Raw genomic sequence first — 26,991 nt, forward strand, 5'->3', positions numbered from 1 at the left:
GAACTAGAAGAACCAGAAATAAATTTAGAAGAATTAATACAACCTGAGGAAGAGTTGGTATTAGAATCAGAAAATAAAGAAATCGACTCAGCAATAGAAAATGAAGAAGAGCAAAACCAGGAAGAAAGATTCTCTGCTGATGAAATTGCTTTGATGTTTGATGACGAAGTAAAATAAAAAAAAGAGACTAATATAATTGATTATAAAATCAAGAAATATTAGTCTCTTTTTTAAATTATATATTTAAATTAAAAATATAAAAATTTTTTTTATTTTTTAACAGGATGTTTTGCTATTTCAACTAATATTTTTACAACAGTCTGCATGGATTCAAGTGCGATATGTTCAAAAGGACCATGGAAACCATATCCACCAGTTCCGAGATTTGGACATGGAAGCCCTTTAAATGATAACATTGCTCCGTCAGTGCCACCACGAACAGGTCTTGAAATTGGATCGAGGCCAACAGATTTTATAGCATCTTTAGCTAAATCAACTACATACATATGTTTTTCAATGATAGAAAGCATATTATTATAGGAAATAGATGTATTTATTGTAACTGTGTCATTTCCGTATTTTGAATTAAATTCGTTTGTAAGATTTTCTAAAAATTTTATTTTATCATTGAATTTTTCTAAGTCATGATCTCTTATAATATAGTTTAAAGTTGAATGAGATACATCGCCAGATAAATCTGTTAAATGAAAGAATCCTTCACGACCACATGTTTTACTTGGTACTTCATTTTTTGGAAGTTTATTTGCAAATTCGCAAGCTAAGAGAGCTGAGTTTACCATTATATCTTTTGCTTCACCTGGGTGAACATTAACACCTTTAAATTTAATTGTTGCACTTGCTGCGTTAAAGTTTTCGTAAGCAACTTCACCTTCATAATCGCCATCGACTGTGTATGCGTAATCTGCTTTAAAATAATTTAAATCAAAATTAGATGCTCCTGCACCGATTTCTTCATCAGGAGTAAAAGCTACCCAAATATCGCCGTGAGGAGTTTTGCTATCAATAATTAATTCTAATGCTGAGATTATTTCAGCAATACCAGCTTTATCATCAGCGCCAAGCAATGTCGTACCGTCTGTTGTGATCAAAGTTTTTCCAGTTAGTGTTTTTAAGTCAGGAAAATCAGAAGTTTTTAAATATGTATTTGATCCTTTGAGTAAAATGTCTTTCCCATCATATTTTTCAATGATTTGAGGTTTGATATTTTCACCAGAAAAATCTGGAGCAGTGTCCATATGAGAAATAAAACCAATAGATTTAGTGTCTTCCATTCCAGGAGTCGCTGGTAAAAGACCATATACGTAACATTTTTCATCTAGTTTTACATTGGAAAGTCCAAGATCATTTAATTCGCTTTCAAGAACTTTGCCAAGAGAAAATTCTCTTTTGCTACTTGGTGTAGTATTACTATTTTCATCTGAAGTTGTCCAATAAGAGACATAGTTTAAAAATCTTTCTTCTACTTTTTTTGCCATAATGTTTATATCCTTGTGGATAAATCTCCTTTCAAGTTAATAAGATGTGGATAAACGACTACTTATCCACAAAAAAATGTGGTTAACTTTTAAATGTTGTGAATAGAACCACAGAATATATTATAATACAGAAATTGGGTGAATAATATACAAAATTAGTCTTTTTAAAAATAAAAAATTTATAAAAAAGTATTGCAAAAAACAAAATAGTGGTATATAATAATACTTGTCGTTAGGCGAAAAAGTAAATAATATGCGTCATTAGCTCAGCTGGCAGAGCACCTGACTCTTAATCAGGGTGTCCAGGGTTCGAACCCCTGATGACGCATTACCAGTACTAATTATGGACAGATTATGTTACAGGTTAGTACTTTTTTTGTTATATAAAAAAGAATTATTTAAAAAAAAGACACGATTGTATGTCGTACTAAGATCTAATTATATCCAATAAAAATCATATTTACACTGTAAAATAGTAATTGTGTGTGTATAAAAAACAATTCAATGTTGTCGTTTAAATCAAATGGTTAAGAATAATAATTAGATTTTTGGTTTTTAGATTGGAGATTTATGAGTCGCGGATATTTACCTATTTGTAGAAAAGATATGTTAGAAGAAGGAATTGATCAATTAGACTTTGTGTATGTTTCTGGTGATGCGTATGTTGATCATTCGAGTTTTGGAAGTGCAATTATATGTAGAATGTTAGAAGCATATGGTTATAAAGTTGGATTGATTTGCCAACCAGATTGGAAAAATCCAGAGAGCATAATGGAGTATGGCGAACCAAAATATGGTTTTATGGTATCGGCAGGAAATATGGATTCAATGGTCAATCACTATACGGTTAACAAGAAACATCGTAGTAAGGATGCTTATAGTCCTGGTGGAGTTATGGGAAAACGTCCGGACTATGCTGTTATTGTGTACTGTAATTTGATTCGACAAGTTTATAAACATACACCTATTATTATAGGTGGAATAGAGGCGAGTCTTAGAAGATTAGGACATTATGATTATTGGTCGAATAAAGTAAGACGTTCAATTCTATTAGACTCAGGTGCAGATATAATTTCATATGGAATGGGAGAACATAGTATAATTGAAATTGCTGATGCGCTAGCTAGTGGGATTGATATTAAAGATATTACTTTTGTCAACGGAACAGTTTATAAAACTCGTAGAGAGGAAGATATTTATGATGCTATTAGGCTTCCAGATTTTGAAGAGATTAAGTTAAATAAAAGGAAATATGCTGAGAGTTTTGCGATTCAGTATCAAAATACAGATCCATTTCAAGCCAAAAGATTGTATGAGGCTTATGACGGAAAAATGTTTATAGTACAGAATCCTCCTGCAAAACCACTTACACAGATGGAAATGGATGATGTTTATAATTTACCTTTTATGAGAAATTATCATCCTAAATACGAAAAAGATGGTGGAATTCCAGCTTTATCTGAAATAAAATTTAGTTTAACATCTAATAGAGGATGTTATGGAGGTTGTAATTTTTGTGCTTTAACTTTTCATGAGGGAAGAATAATTCAGACAAGAAGTCATGAATCTATTATAAAGGAAGCAAAGCAATGCATACAAGATTCTGATTTTAAGGGATATATCCACGATGTTGGAGGTCCTACAGCGGAATTTAGAAAGCCTGCGTGTAAAAAACAGACAAGATTTGGCGCTTGTAAAAACAGACAGTGTCTATTTCCTAAGCCTTGCCCAAATCTAGAAGTAGATCACAGTGATTATATTGAACTTTTGAGAAAAATAAGAAATCTCGACGGTGTTAAAAAAGTTTTTGTTAGATCCGGATTTAGATTTGACTATTTGGTTGCTGATAAAAATAAAGAGTTTTTATCGGAATTGTGTAAATATCATGTTAGTGGACAGTTACGTGTTGCACCAGAGCATATTAGTGATAATGTTTTAAAAAGAATGGGTAAACCGGGGGTTGATATATATAATAAATTTGTGGATGAGTTTACTCGAGTTAATAAAAAGTTAAATAAAGATCAGTACATTGTTCCTTACTTAATGTCATCTCATCCGGGTAGTACGTTAAAAGATGCAATAGCTTTAGCGGAATATGTCAGAGATTTGGGTTATATGCCAGAGCAGGTTCAGGATTTTTATCCTACGCCAGGTACGATATCTACATGTATGTATTATACAAAACTAGATCCTATGACAATGGAAGAAATTTATGTTGCAACTGATCCACATGAAAAAGCAATGCAGCGAGCATTAATTCAGTACCGAAATCCGGATAATTATGATTTAGTTAAAGAGGCTTTAATTAGAGAAAATAGGGAAGATTTAATTGGTTTTGAAGAAAAATGCCTTATTCCTCCAAGAAAAATAAAGAATTTTTCGGGACATTATCATAATAAACATAATAATAATCAAAAAGATAATAAGGAGAATAAAACAAATAATAAGAGAACAAATAATAAAATAAATAATAAGTCTGGTATTAATAATAAAAATACTAAAACAGAAATAAATAAGATGAGTATTAGTAAAAATAATAATAAAGCAAGAAAAAACAAGCTGGTTAATAAGAAAAAAACTAGCAAAAAAAGGAAAAAATAGAAAAGCAGTAAAAAACAACTGTTAATATAAATGGATTTATTATTGTTTGAAAGAAAAGGATGTATCTTCGTGTTTTTTTAGGAAAGCATGGAGTGTACATCTTTTTTTATAAATATATTAATCTGAACTGTTATGAAAATAAAGTTATTCTTGTGAATTTTTGTAGTTTCCCTGTAAACTTCTTCTGTAGTATTCCTTTGTGCTTGCTTCATGTAATTTTTTAAAAAAAAAGAAAATATTTATATTGTCTGACAACTAGCAAAAAAACTTTTGTAGAATGATTTAGAAACTTTTTAGCGTTTTAAAAAAATATAAAAAAAAGATACAGTAAAATCATATAAAAATCACATAAAAAATATGTGAAAAATATCTGAAAAAACATAAAATTAACAGAAGATATTCAAAAAAAATATAAAGTGTAGTACAATAAGAGTGTATTTTTCGAGAGAAAAATTGTAAATATAAAACAATATACTACTAATGCCAATTTTATATATCGAAAAATAAGTTAGAATTATATTAAAATGGGGTTTTATTAATGTAGTAAGAGTAGGAGGAATTTACAATGGCAAGATTTACATTACCAAGAGATGTTTTTCATGGAAAAGGAGCTTTAGAAGAACTAAAGAATTTTGAAGGAAAAAAAGCAGTTATTTGTGTTGGTGGCGGATCTATGAAGCGCTTTGGATTCTTAGATAGAGCTGAAGAATACTTGAAAAAAGCTGGAATGGAAGTAAAAATTATCGATGGTATTGAACCTGATCCATCTGTTAAAACAGTTATGGCGGGCGCTAAAGTAATGCAAGAATTTAATCCAGACTGGATTGTTGCGATTGGCGGTGGATCACCAATTGATGCAGCAAAAGCTATGTGGATTAAATATGAGTATCCTGATATTACATTTGAAGAAATGTGCAAAGTATTCGGAATTCCACAACTAAGAAAAAAAGCTCATTTTTGTGCAGTATCATCAACTTCTGGAACAGCAACAGAAGTTACAGCATTTTCGATTATAACAGATTATGATAAGGGAATTAAATATCCAATAGCTGACTTTGAAATCACTCCAGATGTAGCTATTGTTGATCCTGAATTGGCAGAAACAATGCCAAAGAAATTAATAGCACATACAGGCATGGATGCGTTGACACATGCTATTGAAGCATATGTTTCTACCGCAAACTGTGATTATACAGATGCTCTTGCAATTCATGCAATAGAAATGATTCAAAGAGATTTAGTTGGATCATATAAAGGAGATATGGTTAAAAGAGATAAAATGCACAATGCACAATGTTTAGCAGGTATGGCTTTTTCTAATGCGTTATTAGGAATTGTGCATTCAATGGCACATAAGACAGGTGCAGCGTTTGCTGATTATGGCTCACATATTATTCATGGAGCAGCAAATGCAATGTATTTACCAAAGGTTGTTGCATTTAATGCAAAAGATCCAGTTGCAAAAGAAAGATATGGAGTTATTGCTGATTACATGCATTTGGGAGGAGATTCTCTTACAGAAAAAGTAGAGTTGTTGATCAAATTCTTGCGTAAAATGAACGATGATTTGAATATTCCTCATTGTATAAAAAATTATGGCGCTGATGGTTTACCAGCAGAAGAAGGATTTGTTCCAAAAGAAGTATTCTTAGAAAGATTGCCTGAAATTGCAAAAAATGCAATAGGTGACGCTTGTACAGGATCTAATCCAAGAATTCCTACACAGGCTGAAATGGAAAAACTATTAAAATGCTGTTACTATGATACAGATGTTGATTTTTAGAAAAAGAAACTTTTTTGAAATAAAGAATCATACTATAATTAATGATTTGTTTCCTATAATAAAAAAATGGAAACTTTAATAAAAACGTGAGAATTGTATAAAAAATAAAAACAACCCAGAAATTATCTGCTTACTTAAAAGTTATTTTTATAAATTATAATTTTTGAAAATTTTTGTTTTCAATTATATTCTATAAAAATATTAGTAGTAATGGATACCTGGGTTGTTTTTTATTAAATTTGAGAAGCAATTAATTTACATATATTGTTCCCTTTTGATGAGAATTTTTCTTCATATTCTGTCATTATATTTCCAATATTCATCTTTTCGTCATGATGTAAATCAAATGTGTAGGCATCTAAATTCCAAGATGAGGATTCATTAATTTCATCAAGTGAAAAATTAAATAAATCAACATTATCAGTTTTAAATTCAATACAACCTTCATTTGCTAAAAACTGGCTATATACATCTAAAAATTGATGAGATGTAAGGCGTCTTTTGGCATGACGGTCTTTTGGCCATGGATCGGAAAAATTTAAATATATTTTATCAACTTCATTTTTTTCAAAAATTTCATTTAAAGTTTTGGCATCTATACATAAAAAATGCACGTTTTCTAAGTGTAGTTCATCCATTTTTTGAACGGCTCTAAGAAGTACAGAGGTGTAACGTTCAATGCCAATGTAATTAATATTAGGGTTGGCTTGCGCAAGATCCATTAAAAATCGTCCTTTTCCCATTCCGATTTCGATATGTATAGGGTTATCATTTTTAAAAAAATCGTGCCATTTACCCTTTAAAAGCATTGGTTCATTAATACAGAATTCACTTTTTTCAATAGCTTCTGTGGCACCTGGAATGTTTCTAAGTCTCATAAAAAATCCTTTCTGAATAAATCTTCTTTATACTATAACTTTTTAAAACTTAGTATATTGTAATATATTTTGAGTAAATAAAAAAGAAAAATATTTTTTTATTGTTTTTTAAAAATATGATTTGTATAATTAAAGTGTGAAAGTATGCGTAAAGTTTAAATAGTGTACGACAAATTAATACAAGAAAGAAAGTTTTTTGACAAAGCGGAGGTAATATAATGGTAAGTAGGGGGAAAAAAAGAGATTTTTTCAAGAAAATAATGCTTGCAACGACGATTTTGGGATTAAGTGTTTCGGCGTTTAATATAAATTCGTGTAAAGTAAGAGCAGAAGGTGAGGACAAATGGCCAGCTGGAATTGAAATTGAAACACCAAATGCAATTGTGATGGATGTTAATACAGGTGCTATTTTATATGAAAAAAACATAAATGAAAGACATTATCCAGCAAGTATAACTAAAATTTTTTCGACACTAATTGCAGTTGAGAATTGCAAGTTGAATGAGAACGTTACTTTTTCAGCTGATGCAATAAAAAATGAAATTGATGCATCTCATATTGCTCGAGATCAAGGGGAAGTGCTAACAATGGAGCAGTGTCTATACGCTTCGATGTTAGAGTCTGCTAATGAATGTGCATATGCTTTGGCTGAACATGTAGGAATCAAAAAAGGTGGAAATTACAGAACTTTTATTGATTTGATGAATTCACGAGCAAAAGAAATCGGATGCAAAGATTCACATTTTAACAATTCAAACGGTATGCCGGATGATCAGCACTATACAACAGCATATGATATGGCATTAATTTCTAGAGAAGCATATAATAATCCGATATTTAGAAAAATTATGTCAACAAAAAAATATACTATACCAGCAACAAATAAACATCCAGAAGAAACTTATTTAAGAAATCATCATATGATGTACTATCCAAGAAAAACACAAAAATATCTTTATGAAGGATGCTTAGGTGGAAAAACAGGATATACAGTTGTTGCAAATTCGACGCTTGTTACATTTGCTAAGAGAAATGATATGGTATTATGTTGTGTTGTCTTAAACACAAAAACACCGAATCATTATTTAGATACAATAAGGCTTTTCGATTACTGTTTTAATAATTATAAAATATTGAAACTTTCAAATTATGAAAAAACAATTCAGTATAAAGGGAAAAAGCATAAAATTAGTAGCGATAAATGCATTATTGTTCCAAAAAATGTTGATTATAAAGAAGTTGAAAAAAAAATAAAAAAGGTAGGTAAGAATTTAGTTGTAGAATATAACTATAAAGGAAGAAAGATAGGAAATGTAAATTTTAAAATACCTCAAAAAAAAGTTTCAACTAATCCCAAAAAGCTTAATAAAAAAAATATGAAAGACGCAAATGTTGGCTTTGCAATAATATTTGTAATTGTTGTTATTTTTGTCGGAATAACAATTTATAGAAAGAGGAAAGGGTACATTTAGAAAAATATTGATAAAATATAGATAAGAATTATAGAAACATTATATATAACTATATGTATAATGATAGTAATAAGTCCAAGAACCGTTTTCATTAAAGAGAAAAATAATCTCATTTATGAAGGCGGTATTGGACTTTTTTATTAAAATAAATAAATTTTCAAGCAAAAAGCCCTGTAGCTTATTGGTAAATAGATTACAGACTAATAATGTCATTTATCTCGGATAACAATAAATCCTTGTTTTCTGTCAAAAACATAATACCATTAGTTGTTTCAATTATCGTAATGTAAGTTTCTTTTAAAGAATCTAATTTATTGAATAAACTTATAACGTATTTTGAACAATCAGTTGGTAAATTCAGAAAAACGCATTCTAAATTAGAGGTACCAATTGGATATGAATTATTTTGTTTTAAAATTTTGGAAATTTCACATTCGTTGGCATATTGTTGTTTTGTTTTATTTATAATAAAATATCCATCTTTATCTTTTGGCATATCAAGCGATTTAACTGCTCGTTGAACTTGTTTTGCTAAAGCGCCAGATGTGGGATAGAGTGATTCAAAATACTTCATGAAATCAGAGGCACTTCGAAAATGAGTATTTTTTCCAGTTTGTTTAATTTCTGTATTTAAAATGCGTAAAATTTCATGTTCGCAGTTTTCACGAGATGGATTTTTCCGTGTTGTTGATTCGTTCATTTTTCCCCCTCCAATTAAACGATAAATTTTTATAAAAAAATTATAAAATATCTGAAAGATAATTACAATAAAAAACTTGAATATTAGAAAAACTTTCAATAAAATTTATAAAATAAAAAAAACAAGCGCTAATAAAATGATAAAACAGATTATAAGCGCTTGTAATGTAATTTTTTTTAGAAAAATATATTAAGTATTATTGTAAAATTATGATACAAATTAACAATGTTTTGTAAAAAAAGATGTTAACAAATAACCTTCAAATTATAATAAATCAGCAATTTCATAGATTAATTTTTCGGTTTTATCCCATCCTAAACATGGATCAGTGATTGATTTTCCGTAAACACCTTCGCCGATGCTCTGGTTTCCATCTTCGATATAACTTTCAATCATAAGACCTTTAACAATTTTGTTCAAGTCAGGAGAAATTAGTTTGCTATTTAATACATCTTTACTGATTCTGATTTGCTCTAAGTATTTTTTACCAGAGTTTGCATGATTACAATCTACGATGATTGCAGGATTTGCTAAATTTTTTTCAGAATATAAATCAAAAACAGTCATTAAATCTTCATAGTGGTAGTTTGGAATGCTGCGACCAAATTTATCTACATAACCTCTCATGATTGCATGAGCGAATGGATTTCCGTTTGTCTCAACTTCCCATCCACGGTATAAAAATTTAGAACCATTTTGTGCTGCGATAATTGAGTTCATCATTACAGTTAAATCTCCACCAGTTGGGTTTTTCATACCTGCAGGGATACCAACTCCACCAGCGACAAGTCTATGAGATTGATCTTCAACTGAACGTGCACCGATTGCTACATATGAAAGTAAATCAGATAAGTAACGGTGATTACTTGGATAAAGCATTTCTTCTGCACAAGTAAATCCAGTTTCATTAACAACACGAGTATGCATTTGTCTAATTGCAATTATTCCTTTTAACATGTCCTCAGCTTTTTCAGGATCAGGCTGGTGAAGCATACCCTTGTAACCAACGCCGATAGTACGAGGTTTATTTGTATAAACTCTAGGAATCATAAAGATTTTATCTTTAACCTTTTCCTGTACCTTGGCAAGACGTGTCATATAATCTAGGACAGCATCTTCGTTATCAGCAGAACAAGGTCCGATGATTAAGATAAATTTATCATTTTTTCCAGAAAAAATATCAAAAATTTCGTTGTCCCTAGCTTCTTTTAATTGTTTGATTTTGTCTTCAAGTGGATATTGTTCTTTAAGTTCCTTTGGAGTAGGTAACTTACGAATAAAATTCATTTGCATTTCCATATTAAAATCTCCTATCTATTCAAATATAAAATAAAGTTTTATTAAATATATAATATTCTATTTTCTGTAAAAAAACAAGCTTTTTTGCTTTAAAGTAATAATGTATTATAGCGATTGAAAAGGGGAATTTTATAAAATAATAGAAATGAAATTTTTAAAAATAGAACTTTTGGAAGTTTTACGCAAAAATAATATAAAAAATTTATGATAGACTACCAAAAATTAAAATTTTTACGATTATTTCTTGTTTGTATAAATTAATGTTAGTATAATATTAAATGGTCTTTTTTACAAGACAAAACAGGAAGGAAGGATAAAAATGAAAGAAAGATTGAAGAAATTTTTTATTGTTGTATTGAGTATGATGCTAAGTTTAACTTCGTTATTTTTACCAATACAGTCAACAAAAGTTAATGCAGCAGCAGTGGAACCAAGTACAGGAAATATCTACTATATAAAGAATAAAAATAGTGGATTATATTTGCAGGTTGCGAATAATTCTTCTAATAGTGGCTCAAATGTAATTCAGGCAAATGGAACCGGAGCAGAAGGACAAAGATGGATTCTCGAAAAAAATTCGTCAGGAACATACAGACTTCATCCAGCAACAGATATGACAGGTTCGGTTTCATTAGATGTTGCTAATGCGTCATCATCAAACGGAGCAAATATTGGAATATTTAAAAACAATGGTTGTTCTGCACAAAATTTTAAATTAGTTAAGGCAGATAATAATAATGGATATTATTTGATGACAGAAACAACTAATTTTAATTCTTGTGTTGAAGTAAATAGGGCATCAAAGAATAATGGTGCAAACGTTATTCAATACAAAAAAACAGGTGGAGATAACCAGATTTGGTATTTTGAAAATGCGCCATGGCCTTCTTCAGGAAATTCTGGCAATGCAGGAAATTCGGGTAACTCTGGAAATTCAGGAAATCAAGGTGGCACAAGTAATAAAGTTGCGATTGATGGAACATTTCCAAATCAAGAATTAAATTTTGTTAATGCTCAAAATGGATTGATGATGGCCGGATCATCTTTAAACAAGGAAGTTGTGTCGAATAATAGTAATTCGACAATTAATAGATGGGTTATAAACTATGTTGGACAAGGAGTGTTTAGAATTGTAAATGTGAACACAGGTTACGTTCTTGCGCCTTACAACAATAATACTACTGAAGGAGCAAGTGTTGTTACAACAGGAAGTGTATCAAATAATGCTCAATATTGGATGATTCAAGCTGTAAAAAACGATGCTCAGGGAACAGGATTATATTATACGCTAGTAAATTATGCTAATAAAAACCTTGCTTTAACAGCTAATGGCAATGGATTTAAACTTACTAGAAATAATAAAACAGCCTCACAGAGTTTTAGAATTAATTCATATGGTTTAGAAGGATTCGGTGGTTATTCTAAAGATATGTATGGAAGAGAAAAAGCATGTACAATAGGAGGAGTGTTAGGACAGGTTGTAAAAGTAAACAATGTCTCAGAACTTCAGAGATACGCTTCAGGCTCAACTCCATATACTATAGTTATTAATAATAATATTAGTGCAAATTCATTAACAAAAGTGAATGTTGGAAAAAACAAAACATTTATTGGTTCTTATGGAAATAAGACTTTATATAATATTCATTTTAGAAATATTTCTAATTCAGGGAATAATATATATAAAAACATCACATTTAGTCATGATGTAAGAATCAATAATAATGACGACATCCAAATGTATGTTTCAGATGGTCCTAACTATTGGTTAGATCATTGTACATGGACGGGACATGATATGAATAAAGATGCTAACATTCATCATAATGATACTGACAAATTTGTTTATGTAGGAGTTAAAGCTTCATTTGTGACAATTTCGGGTTGTAATTTTGGTGGACATAAATATGGATTGATTTTAGGTTATCCACAGGATAATGGTGGTGGAACCTATGACGGATATCCATGTATGACCATTTGCAATAATTATTTTCATTCGACCATAACTAGAGCACCAGGTCTTATGAGATATGGTAATTTCCATGTGTATAACAACTATATTTATGACTTCAATATTGGATTTACACCATACACTAATTGTACAATTTATTCGGAAAAAAATAGATTTGAAAAAGGTTATAATGAAGGTTCTCCATTAAATGGAAATGGAAATAATAGTAAATTTGTAGATTATGAATCAACTACAGACCAAAATCGTTATAAAATTTACAATATTGGAAGGGTAAATTGGAATCCAGCTAATAATTATGGATATAGAACAAGAAGTTCATATGATGCTAAAACATGGGTATTAAATAATGCAGGTTCTAAATCTAGTAGATTAGCATATTCAGTAGATTAAAAATAATACAAGTATTCTTATAAAAAACATTTATAAAAAACGAATAAAAAACAAATTAAAAACAAACTAAAAAACAAACTAAAAACAAAGATGGAATGAAATAAAAAGATTATGCCAAAACATAAAAATGTGTGGAGGTGTAATCTTTTTTTTATAATATAAAAGAAGTGAAAAGTCATTTTATAATATCATAAATTTGTTTGTTAGATAAAAAATTATTTTACAGATAAACAAAAAAAGTTTAATTGACTATACAACTTAAAAAAGTTATTATAAAAGAAAAAGTATTGGAGCGGAAGAAAATGACAAATAGGGAGAGTGTAAAAAGGCGAAAAGAATTGCTTGTAAAGGTTAAAGAGTTTATTGAAGAAGAGGGAGGAATAGCAAAAAAAGAAGATCTAATGACGTTAGGTATTGACTATAGAATTATTTTGGATTTTGTTGATTTAGGAGAAATAGTTAGAATCAAGAATGGATATTATACTGATAAAATTGATAGATTTTCTGAAACAGAATTGGTAGCGAAACTTTTTCCAGATGGAAGATTGTGCATGGAAAGTGCATTATATGCGTACGGATACATATCAAGAAAACCATTTGGCTGGTCAGTTGCAATTGATAAAAATACTTCAAAATCTCGTTTTAAACTAGATTATCCAAGGGTTATTCCTTATTATACAGAGCCTGAAGTGCTTGAGCTAGGTAGTACAGAAATTGAAATTGAAGGTTGTAAATTTCGGATATATGATAAAGAAAGATTAATATGTGATTGTCTGAAATACGAAGGAAAGCTTGAAAGGCAGGATTTTAAAGAAGCACTACAGTCGTATATTACAGATGAAGACAAAGATGTATGTCGTTTGATGGAATATGCAAGAGAAAGAAAGGTGCTACGAAAAGTACAAACAATGATTGGAGTATGGATTTAAATTGATTCAATAAGATTCAACAAAAGGGGTGGATAAATGAAGATAGGTGTGGAAAAGAGTACCAAAATCAAGGAAAAAAGTGGACAATTAAAAATCAGTTACTCATTAGCGCTTAGATATTTAGCACTTGAAGAAGTATTGAAAAGAATTTATACGTCCGAATATAGAGAAAACCTTTATTTGATAAACCCTTTGGTTGTAAATGTAGAAAGTAACACAGTAGGAGAAAGTTTGAACTTTTATTATATAAAAAATAAAAAAAAGGCAATATATGGAAGAAATAATCCCAAAAAAGAACTCTGTATACAAGACTTAGAATTCGATTTTTCAAAAAAGATGTTAATCAGAATTATGAAAAATGATAAAGATAGTCCAATTAAATGGAATGCGGAGTTTTTTTATCAAGAAGATGATGCACAATGGAATCTTGAAGCAGTTTACGAACAGATGAAGATTCCAATTACATTGCATATTCGCCAGATATCTACAATGAGTTTTAAAAAGGAATACATGAGTTATAAGTTTTATTTTCTTGATGTAGATGCAATAGGTTCAAAAAAAGATATAGACATTTTAATATACCCAAGAGAACGTTTGGCAATTGATGAGATGTTTGAAATATTAGGAAAACTTGAACTTATTGATAGTATGAATGCTTACTATACATTAAATGAAATATTAAAAAAACAATCATTAAGTGGAATGCATTTGATGGAGTATGCTAAGTCAATATCAAATGAAAAAACTAAAAAAATACAATATGTTGAAAAACTAAAAGAATACAAAAACTATTCATATATGCGAAAAAGATGGGATAAGTTTTTACATAATAAAAAAATAGAATCTGATTCATGGGAAGTTGTGATGGATAGAATAGTAAGTTTTATAGATCCAATTTGGAATGCATATTGTAAAAACAGCGTTTTTGTAAAGGATTGGATGCCAGGCCTCAACAGATTTCTTGGATAAAAGATTTTCACTCAAATTTGTGCAAAAATGTTATAATAAGAAGGTATGAACCAAAGATTTGAGAGGAAAAAAATTTGTTATACGATAAGTTATTAAAATACAGGGATAGTGACTATTATCCTTTTCATATGCCGGGGCATAAGAGAAAAAACATAGATTTTGCTAATCCATATGAGATTGATATAACGGAAATAGATGGATTTGACAATTTACATGATGCTTGTAATGTAATAAAACAATCTCAAAAAATGGCAGCTGACTTGTATGGAGCGAGGGAATCGTTTTACTTGATTAATGGTAGTACGTGTGGAATTTTATCTGCTATTTCTGCAGCAGTGGATAAAGATGGAGAAATATTAGTAGCAAGAAATTCCCATAAATCGGTGTATAATGGTATTTTTTTAAGAGATTTAAAAGCAACTTACGTTATGCCGGAAGTTACTCATTTAGGAATACAAGGATGTATTGAACCAGAGAGGATAGAAGAAGAACTAAAAAACAATAAGAATATATCTGCTGTTGTAATTACTTCGCCAACTTATGATGGAGTGGTTTCGGATGTGAAGAAAATTGCAGAAATATCACATAAATATGGAGCAGTACTTATTGTTGATGAAGCTCATGGGGCACATTTTGGTTTTTCTAAGAGATTTCCTCAAAATGCTGTAGGGTTAGGAGCAGATATTGTAATTGTTAGCGTACATAAAACACTTGCTGCATTTACACAAACAGCTCTATTACATGTTTGTAGTGATAGAGTTTCAATTGATAAAATAAGAAAATTTTTGGGAATATATGAAACAAGTTCGCCGTCATATATTTTAATGTCAGGAATTGAGAAAAGTCTTCTGATGATAAAAAATGATAGGCAACGTTTATTTGATAATTATTCAAAAAAACTCGATAACTTCTATAAAAATATAAGTGATATTCAAAATTTGAGAATAGTGAAAAAAGAAGATTTTTCTAAGAAAGAAGCATTTGATTTTGATTTTGGAAAAATCCTTATTTTTACAGGAAAAACGAATCTGACAGGAGTAGAATTATACACTATTTTACTGGATAAATACCATTTACAAATGGAGATGTGTTCAGGAAACTATGTTGTTGCGATGACGAGTATTTTAGATTCAGAAGAAGGATTTGAAAGGTTATCTTTTGCTTTAAAAGAAATAGATAAGAAGTATATTGGGAAAAAACCAGATTATGAAGAAGATAATTATGATTTTGTGAAAAAAATATATATTTCCAATAAAAAAGCAATGGAAATTCATCAAGCAGAAGAAAAAGAACATATTGAAGTGAAATTGGATGATTCTGTGGGTAAAATCTCAAAAGATTATGTGTTTTTATATCCTCCTGGAATACCTATTTTAGTTCCGGGAGAAATAATTTCATCAGAGGTTGTTTCTAATATAAAAAGATGCATTGATTTAAAGCTGAATTTATGTGGTTTACCTCATTCAGATGGAATTGAAGTTGTCATTACAAAATAACTATATTATACTTAAAGGGCAAGAATATGAATAAAATTTTTTGTATTATGGGAAAAAGTTCAACGGGTAAAGATTCTATTTACCGAACTTTAATAAATAGAAAAGACTTCAATCTCAAGAAAATTATACCGTATACAACTCGACCTGTAAGAGTTGGAGAACAAAATGGTAGAGAATATTATTTTTGTGATGAAGAAAAAGTGACACAATTAAACAAACAAAATAAAATAATTGAATTGCGAGAATATAAAACTGTTCATGGGATTTGGAAATATTTTACAGCCGATGATGGACAAATTGATTTAGATGAGAATAGTTATCTTTTGATTGGCACGCTTGAAACTTTTATTTCGCTTAGAAAATATTATGGTGTTGGTAGAGTTATTCCGATATATATTGAAGTAGAAGATGGCGAAAGACTAGCTCGTGCGCTAGAGAGAGAACGTAAACAAAGTTCTCCACGATATGAAGAAATGTGTCGAAGATTTCTAGCAGATCAAAAGGACTTTTCTAAAGAAAATCTAAACAATGCAATGGTGGATAGGGTTTTTATGAATAATGATTTACAAGAGACAGTTGAAGAAATAGTTTCATATATTAACAGTAACAGATAGTTTTTTTATGTGTTGGCTTCGCAGAAAATATTTAAGTAGTTGTATTTAAATAAGTGAGGTGATAATATTGGATATCAAGGTTAATAATGTTCAACAAGTTTCACAAGTGCCAGATACAGTAAAGGTTGAAAATACAGATGGATCATTTAAGTTTACTTTGTCAAGTGCGATAGATGATGCGCAGCTGCAGCAGAGAATTGAAACATTGTTAAATGACATTACTGCACAAGGAAACAGAATTGCTCAGCATATGGACATTAGAGATATGAAAAGATATAGAGGAATGATAAAAGATTTCCTCAACGAAGTGGTATATCGTTCACACAAGTTTTCAAGAGAAAATTTCCTTGATAGAAAAGGAAGACACAGAGTGTATGGAATTATTAAATTAATAGATGAAAATCTTGATGAATTAGCAGGCGAGCTTGTAAAAGATGAATCAAATCACATAGAAATACTTAGTAAAATAGGAGAAATCGAAGGATTACTTCTTGATATTTTGACGTGATTTGTCGGAAAAAGTAGTAGAAATAGGATAGGTAGGTATTTATTATGGCTGGATTTAAAGATATAGTAGGGCATGAAAAAATTGTAGAGCATTTACAAAATGCAATTAAATTAGATAAAGTTTCACACGCATATATTTTTAATGGACCGGATTCTTCTGGGAAAAAAATGTTAGCAGAGGCATTTGCGCTTGCTCTTATGTGTGAGAATAACGATACAGAAGGGTGTATGGAGTGTCATTCATGCAAACAGGTTCTAGGACATAATCATCCTGATGTGATATATGTAACACATGAAAAACCAAATACAATAAGCGTAGACGATATACGTTTACAGCTTAATAATGATATAGCAATTAAACCATATAATAGTAAGTATAAGGTGTACATAGTTGATGAAGCGGAAAAAATGAATATACAATCACAGAATGCTCTGTTAAAAACTATAGAAGAACCACCAGCATATGCAATTATTATTTTATTGACCACCAATGCAGATTTGTTTTTACCAACAATCTTATCAAGATGTATTAAATTAGATCTTAAAGTTGTAAGAAAAGATGTAATTGTAGATTATCTTATGAAAAATTATAGAATTCCGGATTATCAGGCTGAGGTATGTGCTGCTTTTTCACAGGGGAACGTTGGAAAAGCTATTCAGCTTGCAAGATCTCCAGAATTTAACGAATTAAAAGCATCTGTTTTACAACTTGTAAAAAGAGTAGGCGAAATTGATTTATATGAAATGGGTCAAGCTGTAAAAAAAATTACAGAATATAAATTAGAAATTGGTGACTACTTTGATTTAATGATGACATGGTATAGAGATATATTGTATTTTAAAGCAACAGGAGATGTAAATGGATTAATTTTTAAGGAAGAAGTTTATGAAATTAAAAGACAAGTAGAGAAACATTCATACGCTGGAATTGAAAATATCGTTAATGCTTTAGAAAAGGCAAAAATCAGAATAAGGGCAAACGTAAATTTTGACTTGGTTATAGAATTGTTACTACTTGCAATTAAGGAGAATTAAAATGACAGAAATAGTAGGTATTAGGTTTAGAAACGCGGGGAAAATTTATTATTTCGCTACAGCAGGTTTTCAGTTGGAGCCACCAATGCATGTAATAGTAGAAACTGCAAGAGGAATAGAAATGGGAACGGTTCTATTAGGAAATAGAGAAGTAGAAGATGAAAAAGTGGTTCAACCATTAAAACCCGTTATTAGAATTGCAACAGAAGAAGATGACTTAATAGTAGAAGAAAATAAAAGAAAAGAAAAAGAAGCTTTCGTAATCTGTAAAGAAAAGATAGAAAAGCACGGCTTAGAAATGAAATTAGTTGATGCAGAGTATACTTTTGACAATAATAAATTGTTGTTTTATTTTACAGCAGATGGAAGAATTGACTTTAGAGAACTCGTAAAAGATTTGGCAGCAATTTTTAGAACAAGAATTGAGTTGAGACAGATTGGTGTTCGAGATGAAGCAAAAATTATGGGTGGAATAGGAATTTGTGGTAGAGAATTATGTTGTAAAACCTTTTTATTTGATTTTGCACCAGTATCGATAAAAATGGCAAAAGAACAGAATTTATCATTAAATCCTGCAAAAATTTCTGGTGTATGCGGAAGACTTATGTGTTGTCTAAAAAATGAACAAGAAACATATGAGTATTTGAATAGTAAATTACCGGTTGTTGGTGATATTGTAACAACTTATGATGGCTTTAAGGGAGAAGTTACAGGCATGAGTGTTTTACGACAAACTGTAAAAGTTTTGGTGGAAAACGGTGATGTAAAAGAGTTACGTGACTATAAAGTTGATGAAATCTCATTTAAATCAACAAAGAAAAAAGTTGTAAAAGTTACTGAAGAAGAACTTGCAGAATTAAAGGATTTAGAAGATACTGAAGAGAAAACAATAGAAACTTCTAATTCAAATAAAAAGAATAAAAAAGAAAAAAAGGACAAGAAAAAAAATCAAGAAAAGCAGCAAGAGAAAAAAGCAGAACAAAAAAATGATAGCTTTTTTGAAAATAAAAATGAGAATAAATTTTTCTCAGAAACAAAGCGTAAAGAGAAGGCAATTGAAAATGTAGCTGAGAAAATAAAGAATATCAAAAAAGACGAATTTGATATAAATATTCCAATTAAACCACAGATAAATGAAATTTTTGAAGAAGAATCTAAGATTTTTTCTGAGGAAAATAAGAAAAATCATTCAAGAAAAAAAACAAGAGGTGATCGTCGCTTAAGAAATAAAAATATGAAGCAGGATTACAACTCTTCTGATTCAGAAAATACTAACGGTGGTTATCATAATACTTGGGGCAAGAGTTATTCAAATCATGAAGAAAACGATTTTGCACCAAATAAAACAAAACATCGCTATAGAAAGAATCCTAATAACAAAGGAAAGAAAAATAGCGATACAAATGAGAAATTTTCAAAGGGTGGGAAACCATCACATCGTGGAAAAAAAGAATTCCATGGAAAAAATAAGAAAAATTTTCGTAATAACAAGCGAGAGGATTAAACAAAAATGATAGAAAATACATTTATCCATGAAAACGAAAGGGTAGATGATTTACAAAGAAAAGGCTATAAGATTATTCAAGATAAAAATAGATTTTGTTTCGGGATGGATGCAGTTTTGTTATCTGCATTTGCCCGAGCAAAAGAAAACGCCAGGGTTATTGATTTAGGAACGGGTACGGGAATTATTCCTATTCTTATGGAAGCAAGAGGCTATGGTAGAGAGTTTTATGGCTTAGAAATTCAAAAAGATAGTGCAGATATGGCAAGCAGAAGTGTTAAGCTTAATGCCTTAGAAGATAAGATACATATTATAGAAGGTGATATAAAAGATGTTTCGAGTCGTTTTGGAGCATCTTCTTTTGATGTTGTAACATCTAATCCACCATATATGATAGGGCAACATGGTTTACAAAACGGAAATGATGCTAAAACAATTGCGCGTCATGAGGTGCTTTGTAATTTAGAAGATTTACTACGAGAAAGCGCAAGACTATTAAAACCTAAGGGAAAATTATATATGGTTCATAGACCATTTAGACTAGCAGAAATTTTAAGTGAAATGGTTAAGTATCGTATTGAACCTAAAAGAATAAGATTAGTTTATCCGTATGTTGACAAAGAACCAAATATGGTTTTGATAGAAGGTGTCAGAGGTGCAAAAAGTAGAATGACAGTTGAACCTCCACTTATTGTTTATAACAAAGACGGAAGTTATACTAATGAAATTTTAGATATTTATAATAATTAGAAAGAGAGATTGTATGATAGGAACATTATATTTGTGTGCAACTCCAATTGGTAATTTAGAAGATATAACATTTAGAGTTTTAAGAACTTTAAATGAAGTAGACTTAATTGCAGCAGAAGATACACGTAATTCGATTAAGCTATTAAACCATTTTGAAATAAAAACTCCGATGACAAGTTATCATGAGTTTAATAAAATTGAAAAAGCATATTATTTAGTTGAAAAGCTAAAAGAAGGAAAAAATATTGCATTAATAACAGATGCTGGTACTCCGGGAATTTCTGATCCAGGTGAAGATATAGTGAGGATTTGTTATGAGCAAGGTGTTCCTGTTACATCTTTACCTGGCGCAGTCGCATGCGTAACAGCACTTACAATGTCAGGACAAAAAACAAGAAGATTTGCATTTGAAGCTTTCTTGCCAAGAGATAAAAAACAAAGAGTGCAGGTTCTTGAAGAATTAAAAAACGAAACAAGGACTATAATTATTTATGAAGCACCTCATCATTTGGTAAAAACAATAGAGCAGCTAAAAGAATATTTAGGAAATCGAAATCTTACCATTTGCAAAGAATTAACAAAAAAACACGAGACAAAGGTTCGAACAACATTTGATGATTTGTTAGAGTATTATAAAGAAAATTCACCCCGTGGAGAGTATGTGATGGTTATAGCTGGTCGAGAATTCGAAGATATAATTAAAGATAAGCAAAATGAATGGAAAGAAATGTCAATCCAGGAACATATGGATTATTACGAAAAACAAGGTGTAGATCATAAAGAAGCTATGAAAAAAGTAGCAAAAGATCGTGGAATGAAAAAAAGAGATGTTTATCAATCATTGCTTGAAGATAAATAAATTGTAGGAATATTCGAGTTGTATAAATATTTTTTAAGAAGGTTAAAAGTTTGAAATTATATAATTTTTGAAGATATATAAAGATTTCAAAGTTGACAGCACGAAAATAAAGTAGTACAATATGTTTGTTGAGGTTGATAACGCGGGATGGAGCAATTGGAAGCTCGTCGGGCTCATAACCCGAAGGTTATAGGTTCAAGTCCTATTCCCGCAACTATGAGTGGCTTTTCTAAGGCCACTTTTTTTTTGTGAAAAGTGAATATTTTAAATAATATGTGTTTGAAAGTAGATACACAAATTGTTCACACAGACAGGTTAAGTCCATGTTAGAATTGTCGTAAGAAGGCATTATTTAACAAAAACAAAAATTGGAGGAAATAATGAAAAATTTACTGATTATAGGAATGGGAAGATTTGGACACCATCTCTGTAATAATTTAATAAAGCTAGACAATAATGTAACTATAGTAGATAAAGAAGAAGCAAATGTTACAGATATGATGTATAAAGTAGGTAATGTACAAATTGGAGATTGTACTATTCCTAAAGTAGTTAAATCACTTAATTTAGAGAAATTTGATATTGTATTTGTTTGTATTGGAACAAGTTTTCAAAATAGTTTAGAAGTTACCTCTCTAATTAAAGAGATGGGAGCAAAATACGTAATTAGTAAGGCAAATAGAGATGTTCAGGCGAAATTCTTATTGAAAAATGGAGCTGATGAGGTAATCTATCCAGATAGAGATTTGGCATTTAATCTAGCAAAAAGATGTAGTACAAATCATGTTTTTGATTATATGGAATTGACAGAAGATTATTCTTTATATGAAATTGAACCATTAGCAGATTGGCTTGGAAAAACAATTAAAGAGGTTGGAATCAGACAAAACTATAGTATTACAATTATTGGAATTAGAAATGAAGAAGGTACAGATGTATTACCATCAGCAGAGTACAGATTCAATAATAAAGATCATTTGATAGTAATCGGTCGTCAAAATGATATTGAGCCAATGCTTGGTAACTAGCATACTAGTTAAGTAATTGTTTTTATTGATTGGATTTATTCAATAAATAAACGATAAAACTACGATAGTATAAATATTAAGGAAAATGCAAAAAAATAAGCCCATATAAATTATATTATATGGGCTAAATTTATTTAAGCAATTATATAATTAATCATTTTTATGTCTAAGACCGCGAGTGTTTTTAACAACGCTTTTTCTGTCTATCATAATTTGGTGTCCGCATCCTATGCATTTTAGTCTAAAATCAGCACCAACTCGTAGAATTTCCCATTCAAAACTGCCGCAGGGATGCTTCTTCTTAAGCTTAACGATATCGCCTACTTCGTATTTGTATTCCATAAAAACCTCCATAAAGAATTAAGTTAATAGTTGAAAATATGATATCACAAACTTATTTTTATTTCTATCAAAATAGTCTATTATTTTCTAAAAAAAATCAGTCTAAATTTCAAGGTTAATTTATTCTAGATTTAATTCTAAAAAAATAACCCCTATTTTGGGAAAACTATATTTGTAAAAAATCGTCAAATTATAGAGAGTCAATATCCAATTGTGAAAATACGTTACCTAGACCATCATTTATGCATAAATTGGCATTGCTATCGGCAGAAGTAGGTGTTTTGTTAATAAGAACAAGTTTGTTTCCGCGATAATAATAGATTAAATTGGCAGCTGGATAAACTGTAAGAGATGTACCACCAATAATAAGCATATCAGCTTTTGATAGGTCATGAATGGCATTTTTTAGAGTAGAATCGTCTAAACCTTCCTCATAAAGAACAACATCTGGTTTAATAATTCCGCCACATTCATCACAAAGCGGAACATCTTTAGAAGACAAAATTGTTTCAAGAGGAAAGAATTTGTGGCATTTTTCACAGTAATTTCTTAGAGTGCTACCATGAAGTTCTAGAACTCGTTTGCTTCCAGCTTTTTGATGAAGACCATCAATGTTTTGCGTGATTACAGAAGTGAGTTTTCCTTTCTCCTCAAGCTTTGCAAGAACTTTGTGAGTTATATTAGGTTCAACATCAGGGCAAAGCATTTTAGCCCTGTAAAATTTATAGAACTCAGCGGTATTTTTGCGGAAAAAAGTGTGGCTAAGGATGGTTTCAGGTGGATAATCGTACTGTTGGTTATATAAACCATCGACACTTCTAAAATCAGGAATGCCACTTTCAGTAGAAACACCGGCCCCACCAAAAAATACAATTGAATGAGATTCCTTAATCCAGTTAGATAAAATTTCTATTTTGTTCATAAATAAGCCCTCCATTTATAAAAATTTTTTTGTGTTAAGAGTTATGATTTATGTAAAAAAATGTCATAATAATTCTATAATAAAATTCTATAATAAATTACATTATAGTCTTTTGATTAAAAAAATATATCACACTTTTCTAAAAAGGATAATTTAAGTTTGTATTAAGGTTAAATTAAAAAAAATACGATATTGTAAATCTGAGTTTGCTGATTTATAAAAAATGGAAAAAAGAAATCAAAAATTATAAAAAATAAACTCTTTATAAATATTATAAAGCATTTATAAATAATATGATTACTTAATTTATAAATAAAAAACTATAAAAATAAAATTGCGTATTAATTCACAAAAAATAAGGGGGTTATATTTAGATTAAACTTTTAAAAAATCATAAATGTTTATAATTTAAAAATGAAAAAGATATTTGAAAAACAAAGTAAAAATATCCCAAAAATCACTTGCAAATCAAATAAAAACATGGTATCATTTATTCTCGTGGTATAATAAATTTTCCTTGTTCACGAAATGTCGTGAGCCAGAGACCAGAAGGAGGTAAAGAATCGCATGAATAAATATGAATTAGCACTCGTTGTAAGTGCAAAGATCGAAGATGATGCGAGAACAGCAACTGTAGAAAAAGCAAAAGAGTACATCACACGTGCAGGCGGTGCTGTTACAGAAGTTGAAGAATGGGGCAAAAAAAGATTAGCTTACGAAATTCAGAAAATGAACGAAGCTTTCTACTACTTCATTCAGTTCGAGGCAGAATCTAATGTTCCAGCTTTAGTAGAGCAGGATGTTCGTATTATGGACAATGTTCTTCGTTTCTTATGCGTTAGAAAAGACGAGGCATAAAAAGGAGATTATATGAATAAAGTAATTCTTATGGGACGCTTAACCAGAGATGCAGAAATCCGTTATTCTCAAGGTGAAAGCTCAAGTGCAGTTGCAAGATTCACTCTTGCAGTAGACCGAAGATTTAGAAGAAATAATGAGGAGCAGACAGCAGATTTCATAAATTGTGTATCTTTCGGAAAGACAGCAGAATTTATGGAAAGATTTGGACACAAGGGCGTTAAATTTGTCGTTGAAGGTCGAATCCAAACTGGAAGCTATACCAATAAAGATGGCCAGAGAGTATATACTACTGATGTTGTTGTTGAACAAGTTGAGTTTGCTGAGAGCAAAAGCACAAGTGATAACAATGTTGGTGGAGGATATAATCAACAGCCATTTAAACCATCACCAAGCCAAGCAGCTCCAAGTGAAGGTTTTATGGAAATTCCTGATGGAATTGAAGAAGAATTACCATTTAATTAGTAGATTTACAATTTAAAAGGAGGTAACTAAGATGGCTTACAATAAAGGCGAAGGTTCTTCAAAGAGAAGACCAATGCGTAGAAGAAAAAAAGTTTGTGTTTTCTGTGGAAAAGACAATGTCATTGATTACAAAGATACAAACAAATTAAAGAGATATATCTCTGAAAGAGGTAAAATTCTTCCTCGTCGTATCACAGGTAACTGTGCTAAACACCAGAGAGCTCTTACAGTAGCAATCAAGAGAGCACGTCATTTAGCAATGATGCCATACGTTTGCGAATAATTTTTAGATAATTAAATATCTAATTTTTGAAACACTTCTTAAGTACAGATTTATTATTTCGGTTAAAGTTGATTTGATTGAAATATAGATGCTTGCTTAAGGAGTGTTTTTTGTTTTGGGAAAAAGAGATGAAAAAAGCAAAGTGAAATCCAAGAGAATGGCAAGAGAAAAGAAGTTGAAAGATATATTTGCAAAAAAAATCCCAGTTTAGTACTGAGAATATAAAAATAGTTTAAATATGATATTAATAAAATAAAAACAATTATAAACAATAAGAAAAAATAATTCCTAAAACAAAATTGTTTTTTATAATGAAAAACAACCAAAATGTTTAATAATTGTTTTCATAAAAAGGTATTTGTTGTGTAAACCATGTAATAAAAAGGAAGAGAGGGACCGTCATTAAATGACTGTCCCTTATATATATTAGGAATTATATTATGAAAAAAGCTTTTTAAGTGGCTTCATTACATGAAGCTAATTTGAAAAATTGGTTTTTCAAATCTTTATCAAAAAGTTTCGTGTTGTTTTCTCAACACAATATATAATATCATATTTATGAAAACATCCAATGGATTTCGATAATAAAAAGAAATGTCGATATATGTACTGGGAGCACAAAAAATGCTATAATAAGGACAAGTGTTTTTTGTACACGGAAAAATTACATTTTTGAGGTGATTATATGGGATATACAATTGAAGATATGATGTTAGTATGTAAAAACAGATACAACATGAAGATGATTGCAGGAAAAAATGGATGGTCTAATTCAATAGTTTGGACACATATGTTAGAAGAAACAACAATTGTGCAAAACTTTTGGGGGAAAGAATTAGCAGTTACAACAGGATTGGGATTTAGAACGACAGAATCATTGATGGAACTAGCCAAAGAGATGGTTCGACATCATGGCGCAGGACTAATTTTAAATACAGGACATTATATAAAAGAAGTACCGCAAGATTTGATGGATTATTGCGATGAAAATGATTTTCCGTTACTTACAGTTCCACAAGAAATTCATATGGGTGATATGATTAAAGATATTAATATACGAATTTTTTTACAGGATAGTGCTGATGAACAGATTTCGAATGCAATGATTAAGGCAATTGAAGCTCCGGATAATCAGGATGCATACCGAAAAGAGTTACTGCCTTATTTTGATGTGGATGGATCTTTTCAGGTTGTTTTGATAACTTTACAGGGATTAGACACGATGGATACTGTAGAAAGAAAAAAACTATCATATAGAATACAGATGTATTTAGAAAAAATAACGCATAATGGTAATTTCTTTTATTATGATTCTTATTTTGTTTTAGTTGTAAATGATGTACAAAAAAAGGATTTAGATGAAATCGTTGAAGGAATGCTTAGTCGTGCGCAAAAGAGAATGGTGCAATTTCCACTTTATGTTGGAGTAGGAAGCGAAGTTATTGATATCAAAAATCTTTATATAAGTTTTATGAGGGCAAAAGGGGCAGTTAGGATGTCGTTGCGTCATGATGAAAAATTGAAATATTTTGATGATTTGGGATTATTTAGGTTATTATATTCAGTAAGTGATACTAGTTTATTAATGAATATGAGAGATGAACCCTTAAAACCATTAATTGAATATGATCAAAAGCATAAAGGTAATTATGTTGATACCTTAGAGTGTTTTTTAAAGCATAATGGAAGTATTCAAGCTGTGGCGGAGGAAATGTTTACACATAGAAATACAGTGATTTACCGTATTTCGAATATAAAAAAATTGTTAGATAATGATTTAGCAACACCAGATGAAAGGCTTCCATATCAAATTGCATACTATATAAGAAAGATGTAAAA

23 protein-coding genes, 2 tRNA genes and 1 pseudogene are annotated in these 26,991 nt (G+C 30.0%); 20 read left to right on the forward strand and 6 right to left on the reverse strand.

All coding sequences use genetic code 11. The features are described 5' to 3' along the window. Window positions 1-269 precede the first annotated feature (269 nt). A complete protein-coding gene (gene pepT, locus BLV79_RS02115) occupies window positions 270-1,496 on the reverse strand; it encodes a peptidase T (RefSeq protein WP_074715780.1) in 1,227 nt (408 codons plus the stop codon). A 255-nt stretch (window positions 1,497-1,751) separates the two neighbouring features. Between pepT and BLV79_RS02120 the strand changes: the two genes are divergently transcribed. The 3 genes from BLV79_RS02120 to BLV79_RS02130 all read left to right on the forward strand — a co-directional run bounded on the left by BLV79_RS02120 (window position 1,752) and on the right by BLV79_RS02130 (window position 5,880). Next, window positions 1,752-1,824 (forward strand) — tRNA-Lys (locus tag BLV79_RS02120). A gap of 242 nt (window positions 1,825-2,066) precedes the next feature. Beyond that, window positions 2,067-4,097, forward strand: coding sequence for a YgiQ family radical SAM protein (locus tag BLV79_RS02125; RefSeq protein ID WP_074715782.1), 2,031 nt, complete (start codon window positions 2,067-2,069; stop codon window positions 4,095-4,097). 565 nt (window positions 4,098-4,662) lie between these two features. Then, complete coding sequence (locus BLV79_RS02130; RefSeq protein WP_074715784.1) at window positions 4,663-5,880, forward strand: iron-containing alcohol dehydrogenase; 1,218 nt, start codon at window positions 4,663-4,665, stop codon at window positions 5,878-5,880. 233 nt (window positions 5,881-6,113) lie between these two features. Here the strand turns inward: BLV79_RS02130 and trmB are convergent, their stop codons facing one another. Continuing rightward, window positions 6,114-6,758, reverse strand: a complete 645-nt coding sequence (gene trmB, locus BLV79_RS02135; RefSeq protein ID WP_074715786.1) for a tRNA (guanosine(46)-N7)-methyltransferase TrmB — start codon at window positions 6,756-6,758, stop codon at window positions 6,114-6,116. A gap of 218 nt (window positions 6,759-6,976) precedes the next feature. Between trmB and BLV79_RS02140 the strand changes: the two genes are divergently transcribed. Then, window positions 6,977-8,230, forward strand: a complete 1,254-nt coding sequence (locus tag BLV79_RS02140; RefSeq protein WP_074715787.1) for a D-alanyl-D-alanine carboxypeptidase family protein — start codon at window positions 6,977-6,979, stop codon at window positions 8,228-8,230. A gap of 193 nt (window positions 8,231-8,423) precedes the next feature. Here BLV79_RS02140 and BLV79_RS02145 read toward each other — a convergent pair whose 3' ends face one another. Then, the gene (locus BLV79_RS02145) at window positions 8,424-8,930 is read right to left on the reverse strand and encodes a hypothetical protein (protein ID WP_074715788.1); all 507 of its coding nucleotides are present in this window, start codon (window positions 8,928-8,930) and stop codon (window positions 8,424-8,426) included. A 264-nt stretch (window positions 8,931-9,194) separates the two neighbouring features. Then, window positions 9,195-10,229: a 3-deoxy-7-phosphoheptulonate synthase gene (locus BLV79_RS02150; RefSeq protein ID WP_074715790.1), complete on the reverse strand. Its 1,035-nt coding sequence runs from the start codon at window positions 10,227-10,229 to the stop codon at window positions 9,195-9,197. A gap of 319 nt (window positions 10,230-10,548) precedes the next feature. On the opposite strand from BLV79_RS02150, the gene BLV79_RS02160 reads away from it, so the two are divergent. The 12 genes and pseudogenes from BLV79_RS02160 to BLV79_RS02215 all read left to right on the forward strand — a co-directional run bounded on the left by BLV79_RS02160 (window position 10,549) and on the right by BLV79_RS02215 (window position 22,282). Next, entirely contained in the window at window positions 10,549-12,591 is a 2,043-nt protein-coding gene (locus tag BLV79_RS02160) for a pectate lyase family protein (RefSeq protein ID WP_083354401.1), read from the forward strand. 302 nt (window positions 12,592-12,893) lie between these two features. Then, entirely contained in the window at window positions 12,894-13,520 is a 627-nt protein-coding gene (locus tag BLV79_RS02165) for a type IV toxin-antitoxin system AbiEi family antitoxin domain-containing protein (protein WP_083354402.1), read from the forward strand. 36 nt (window positions 13,521-13,556) lie between these two features. Then, the gene (locus tag BLV79_RS02170) at window positions 13,557-14,489 is read left to right on the forward strand and encodes a hypothetical protein (RefSeq protein WP_074715792.1); all 933 of its coding nucleotides are present in this window, start codon (window positions 13,557-13,559) and stop codon (window positions 14,487-14,489) included. Window positions 14,490-14,563: 74 nt separating this feature from the next. Beyond that, window positions 14,564-15,985 (forward strand): aminotransferase class I/II-fold pyridoxal phosphate-dependent enzyme, encoded by a 1,422-nt coding sequence (locus BLV79_RS02175; protein ID WP_074715794.1) that lies wholly within the window; start codon window positions 14,564-14,566, stop codon window positions 15,983-15,985. Between the two features lie 26 nt (window positions 15,986-16,011). After that, window positions 16,012-16,599, forward strand: coding sequence for a nucleoside/nucleotide kinase family protein (locus BLV79_RS02180; protein WP_074715796.1), 588 nt, complete (start codon window positions 16,012-16,014; stop codon window positions 16,597-16,599). A gap of 67 nt (window positions 16,600-16,666) precedes the next feature. Next, on the forward strand, window positions 16,667-17,107 hold the full coding sequence (locus BLV79_RS02185) for a YaaR family protein (RefSeq protein ID WP_074715798.1): 441 nt from the start codon (window positions 16,667-16,669) through the stop codon (window positions 17,105-17,107). Between the two features lie 44 nt (window positions 17,108-17,151). Further along, the gene (holB, locus tag BLV79_RS02190; RefSeq protein ID WP_074715800.1) at window positions 17,152-18,141 is read left to right on the forward strand and encodes a DNA polymerase III subunit delta'; all 990 of its coding nucleotides are present in this window, start codon (window positions 17,152-17,154) and stop codon (window positions 18,139-18,141) included. A 1-nt stretch (window position 18,142) separates the two neighbouring features. Then, a pseudogene (locus BLV79_RS13265) lies at window positions 18,143-19,030 on the forward strand (PSP1 domain-containing protein); the annotation flags it as partial. Window positions 19,031-19,651: 621 nt separating this feature from the next. Further along, window positions 19,652-20,395, forward strand: a complete 744-nt coding sequence (locus BLV79_RS02200; protein WP_173335063.1) for a tRNA1(Val) (adenine(37)-N6)-methyltransferase — start codon at window positions 19,652-19,654, stop codon at window positions 20,393-20,395. 13 nt (window positions 20,396-20,408) lie between these two features. Next, window positions 20,409-21,254: a 16S rRNA (cytidine(1402)-2'-O)-methyltransferase gene (gene rsmI / locus BLV79_RS02205; RefSeq protein WP_074715802.1), complete on the forward strand. Its 846-nt coding sequence runs from the start codon at window positions 20,409-20,411 to the stop codon at window positions 21,252-21,254. Window positions 21,255-21,395: 141 nt separating this feature from the next. After that, a tRNA-Met gene (locus tag BLV79_RS02210) sits at window positions 21,396-21,468 on the forward strand. Window positions 21,469-21,622: 154 nt separating this feature from the next. Continuing rightward, window positions 21,623-22,282, forward strand: a complete 660-nt coding sequence (locus tag BLV79_RS02215) for a potassium channel family protein (RefSeq protein WP_330389909.1) — start codon at window positions 21,623-21,625, stop codon at window positions 22,280-22,282. A 150-nt stretch (window positions 22,283-22,432) separates the two neighbouring features. Here the strand turns inward: BLV79_RS02215 and BLV79_RS02220 are convergent, their stop codons facing one another. After that, window positions 22,433-22,624, reverse strand: a complete 192-nt coding sequence (locus tag BLV79_RS02220; protein ID WP_074715806.1) for a DUF951 domain-containing protein — start codon at window positions 22,622-22,624, stop codon at window positions 22,433-22,435. 190 nt (window positions 22,625-22,814) lie between these two features. Beyond that, window positions 22,815-23,546: an NAD-dependent protein deacylase gene (locus tag BLV79_RS02225; protein WP_074715807.1), complete on the reverse strand. Its 732-nt coding sequence runs from the start codon at window positions 23,544-23,546 to the stop codon at window positions 22,815-22,817. Between the two features lie 567 nt (window positions 23,547-24,113). On the opposite strand from BLV79_RS02225, the gene rpsF reads away from it, so the two are divergent. The 4 genes from rpsF to BLV79_RS02245 all read left to right on the forward strand — a co-directional run bounded on the left by rpsF (window position 24,114) and on the right by BLV79_RS02245 (window position 26,989). After that, a complete protein-coding gene (gene rpsF / locus BLV79_RS02230; RefSeq protein WP_074715809.1) occupies window positions 24,114-24,404 on the forward strand; it encodes a 30S ribosomal protein S6 in 291 nt (96 codons plus the stop codon). A gap of 12 nt (window positions 24,405-24,416) precedes the next feature. Next, a complete protein-coding gene (locus tag BLV79_RS02235; RefSeq protein ID WP_074715811.1) occupies window positions 24,417-24,869 on the forward strand; it encodes a single-stranded DNA-binding protein in 453 nt (150 codons plus the stop codon). A 31-nt stretch (window positions 24,870-24,900) separates the two neighbouring features. Continuing rightward, a complete protein-coding gene (rpsR, locus tag BLV79_RS02240; RefSeq protein WP_074715812.1) occupies window positions 24,901-25,152 on the forward strand; it encodes a 30S ribosomal protein S18 in 252 nt (83 codons plus the stop codon). Window positions 25,153-25,837: 685 nt separating this feature from the next. After that, window positions 25,838-26,989 (forward strand): PucR family transcriptional regulator, encoded by a 1,152-nt coding sequence (locus tag BLV79_RS02245; protein WP_074715813.1) that lies wholly within the window; start codon window positions 25,838-25,840, stop codon window positions 26,987-26,989. Window positions 26,990-26,991: the final 2 nt, after the last annotated feature.

The organism is Lachnobacterium bovis DSM 14045 (assembly GCF_900107245.1).
GTDB classification, from domain to species: domain Bacteria; phylum Bacillota; class Clostridia; order Lachnospirales; family Lachnospiraceae; genus Roseburia; species Roseburia bovis.

Excerpts from the sequence above, each read along its gene's own strand:
- pepT (WP_074715780.1), bottom strand. The coding sequence starts at position 1,496 with ATGGCAAAAAAAGTAGAAGAAAGATTTTTAAACTATGTCTCTTATTGG.
- BLV79_RS02125 (WP_074715782.1), top strand. The coding sequence starts at position 2,067 with ATGAGTCGCGGATATTTACCTATTTGTAGAAAAGATATGTTAGAAGAA.
- BLV79_RS02130 (WP_074715784.1), top strand. The coding sequence starts at position 4,663 with ATGGCAAGATTTACATTACCAAGAGATGTTTTTCATGGAAAAGGAGCT.
- trmB (WP_074715786.1), bottom strand. The coding sequence starts at position 6,758 with ATGAGACTTAGAAACATTCCAGGTGCCACAGAAGCTATTGAAAAAAGT.
- BLV79_RS02140 (WP_074715787.1), top strand. The coding sequence starts at position 6,977 with ATGGTAAGTAGGGGGAAAAAAAGAGATTTTTTCAAGAAAATAATGCTT.
- BLV79_RS02145 (WP_074715788.1), bottom strand. The coding sequence starts at position 8,930 with ATGAACGAATCAACAACACGGAAAAATCCATCTCGTGAAAACTGCGAA.
- BLV79_RS02150 (WP_074715790.1), bottom strand. The coding sequence starts at position 10,229 with ATGGAAATGCAAATGAATTTTATTCGTAAGTTACCTACTCCAAAGGAA.
- BLV79_RS02160 (WP_083354401.1), top strand. The coding sequence starts at position 10,549 with ATGAAAGAAAGATTGAAGAAATTTTTTATTGTTGTATTGAGTATGATG.
- BLV79_RS02165 (WP_083354402.1), top strand. The coding sequence starts at position 12,894 with ATGACAAATAGGGAGAGTGTAAAAAGGCGAAAAGAATTGCTTGTAAAG.
- BLV79_RS02170 (WP_074715792.1), top strand. The coding sequence starts at position 13,557 with ATGAAGATAGGTGTGGAAAAGAGTACCAAAATCAAGGAAAAAAGTGGA.
- BLV79_RS02180 (WP_074715796.1), top strand. The coding sequence starts at position 16,012 with ATGAATAAAATTTTTTGTATTATGGGAAAAAGTTCAACGGGTAAAGAT.
- holB (WP_074715800.1), top strand. The coding sequence starts at position 17,152 with ATGGCTGGATTTAAAGATATAGTAGGGCATGAAAAAATTGTAGAGCAT.
- BLV79_RS02200 (WP_173335063.1), top strand. The coding sequence starts at position 19,652 with ATGATAGAAAATACATTTATCCATGAAAACGAAAGGGTAGATGATTTA.
- rsmI (WP_074715802.1), top strand. The coding sequence starts at position 20,409 with ATGATAGGAACATTATATTTGTGTGCAACTCCAATTGGTAATTTAGAA.
- BLV79_RS02220 (WP_074715806.1), bottom strand. The coding sequence starts at position 22,624 with ATGGAATACAAATACGAAGTAGGCGATATCGTTAAGCTTAAGAAGAAG.
- BLV79_RS02225 (WP_074715807.1), bottom strand. The coding sequence starts at position 23,546 with ATGAACAAAATAGAAATTTTATCTAACTGGATTAAGGAATCTCATTCA.
- rpsF (WP_074715809.1), top strand. The coding sequence starts at position 24,114 with ATGAATAAATATGAATTAGCACTCGTTGTAAGTGCAAAGATCGAAGAT.
- BLV79_RS02235 (WP_074715811.1), top strand. The coding sequence starts at position 24,417 with ATGAATAAAGTAATTCTTATGGGACGCTTAACCAGAGATGCAGAAATC.
- rpsR (WP_074715812.1), top strand. The coding sequence starts at position 24,901 with ATGGCTTACAATAAAGGCGAAGGTTCTTCAAAGAGAAGACCAATGCGT.
- BLV79_RS02245 (WP_074715813.1), top strand. The coding sequence starts at position 25,838 with ATGGGATATACAATTGAAGATATGATGTTAGTATGTAAAAACAGATAC.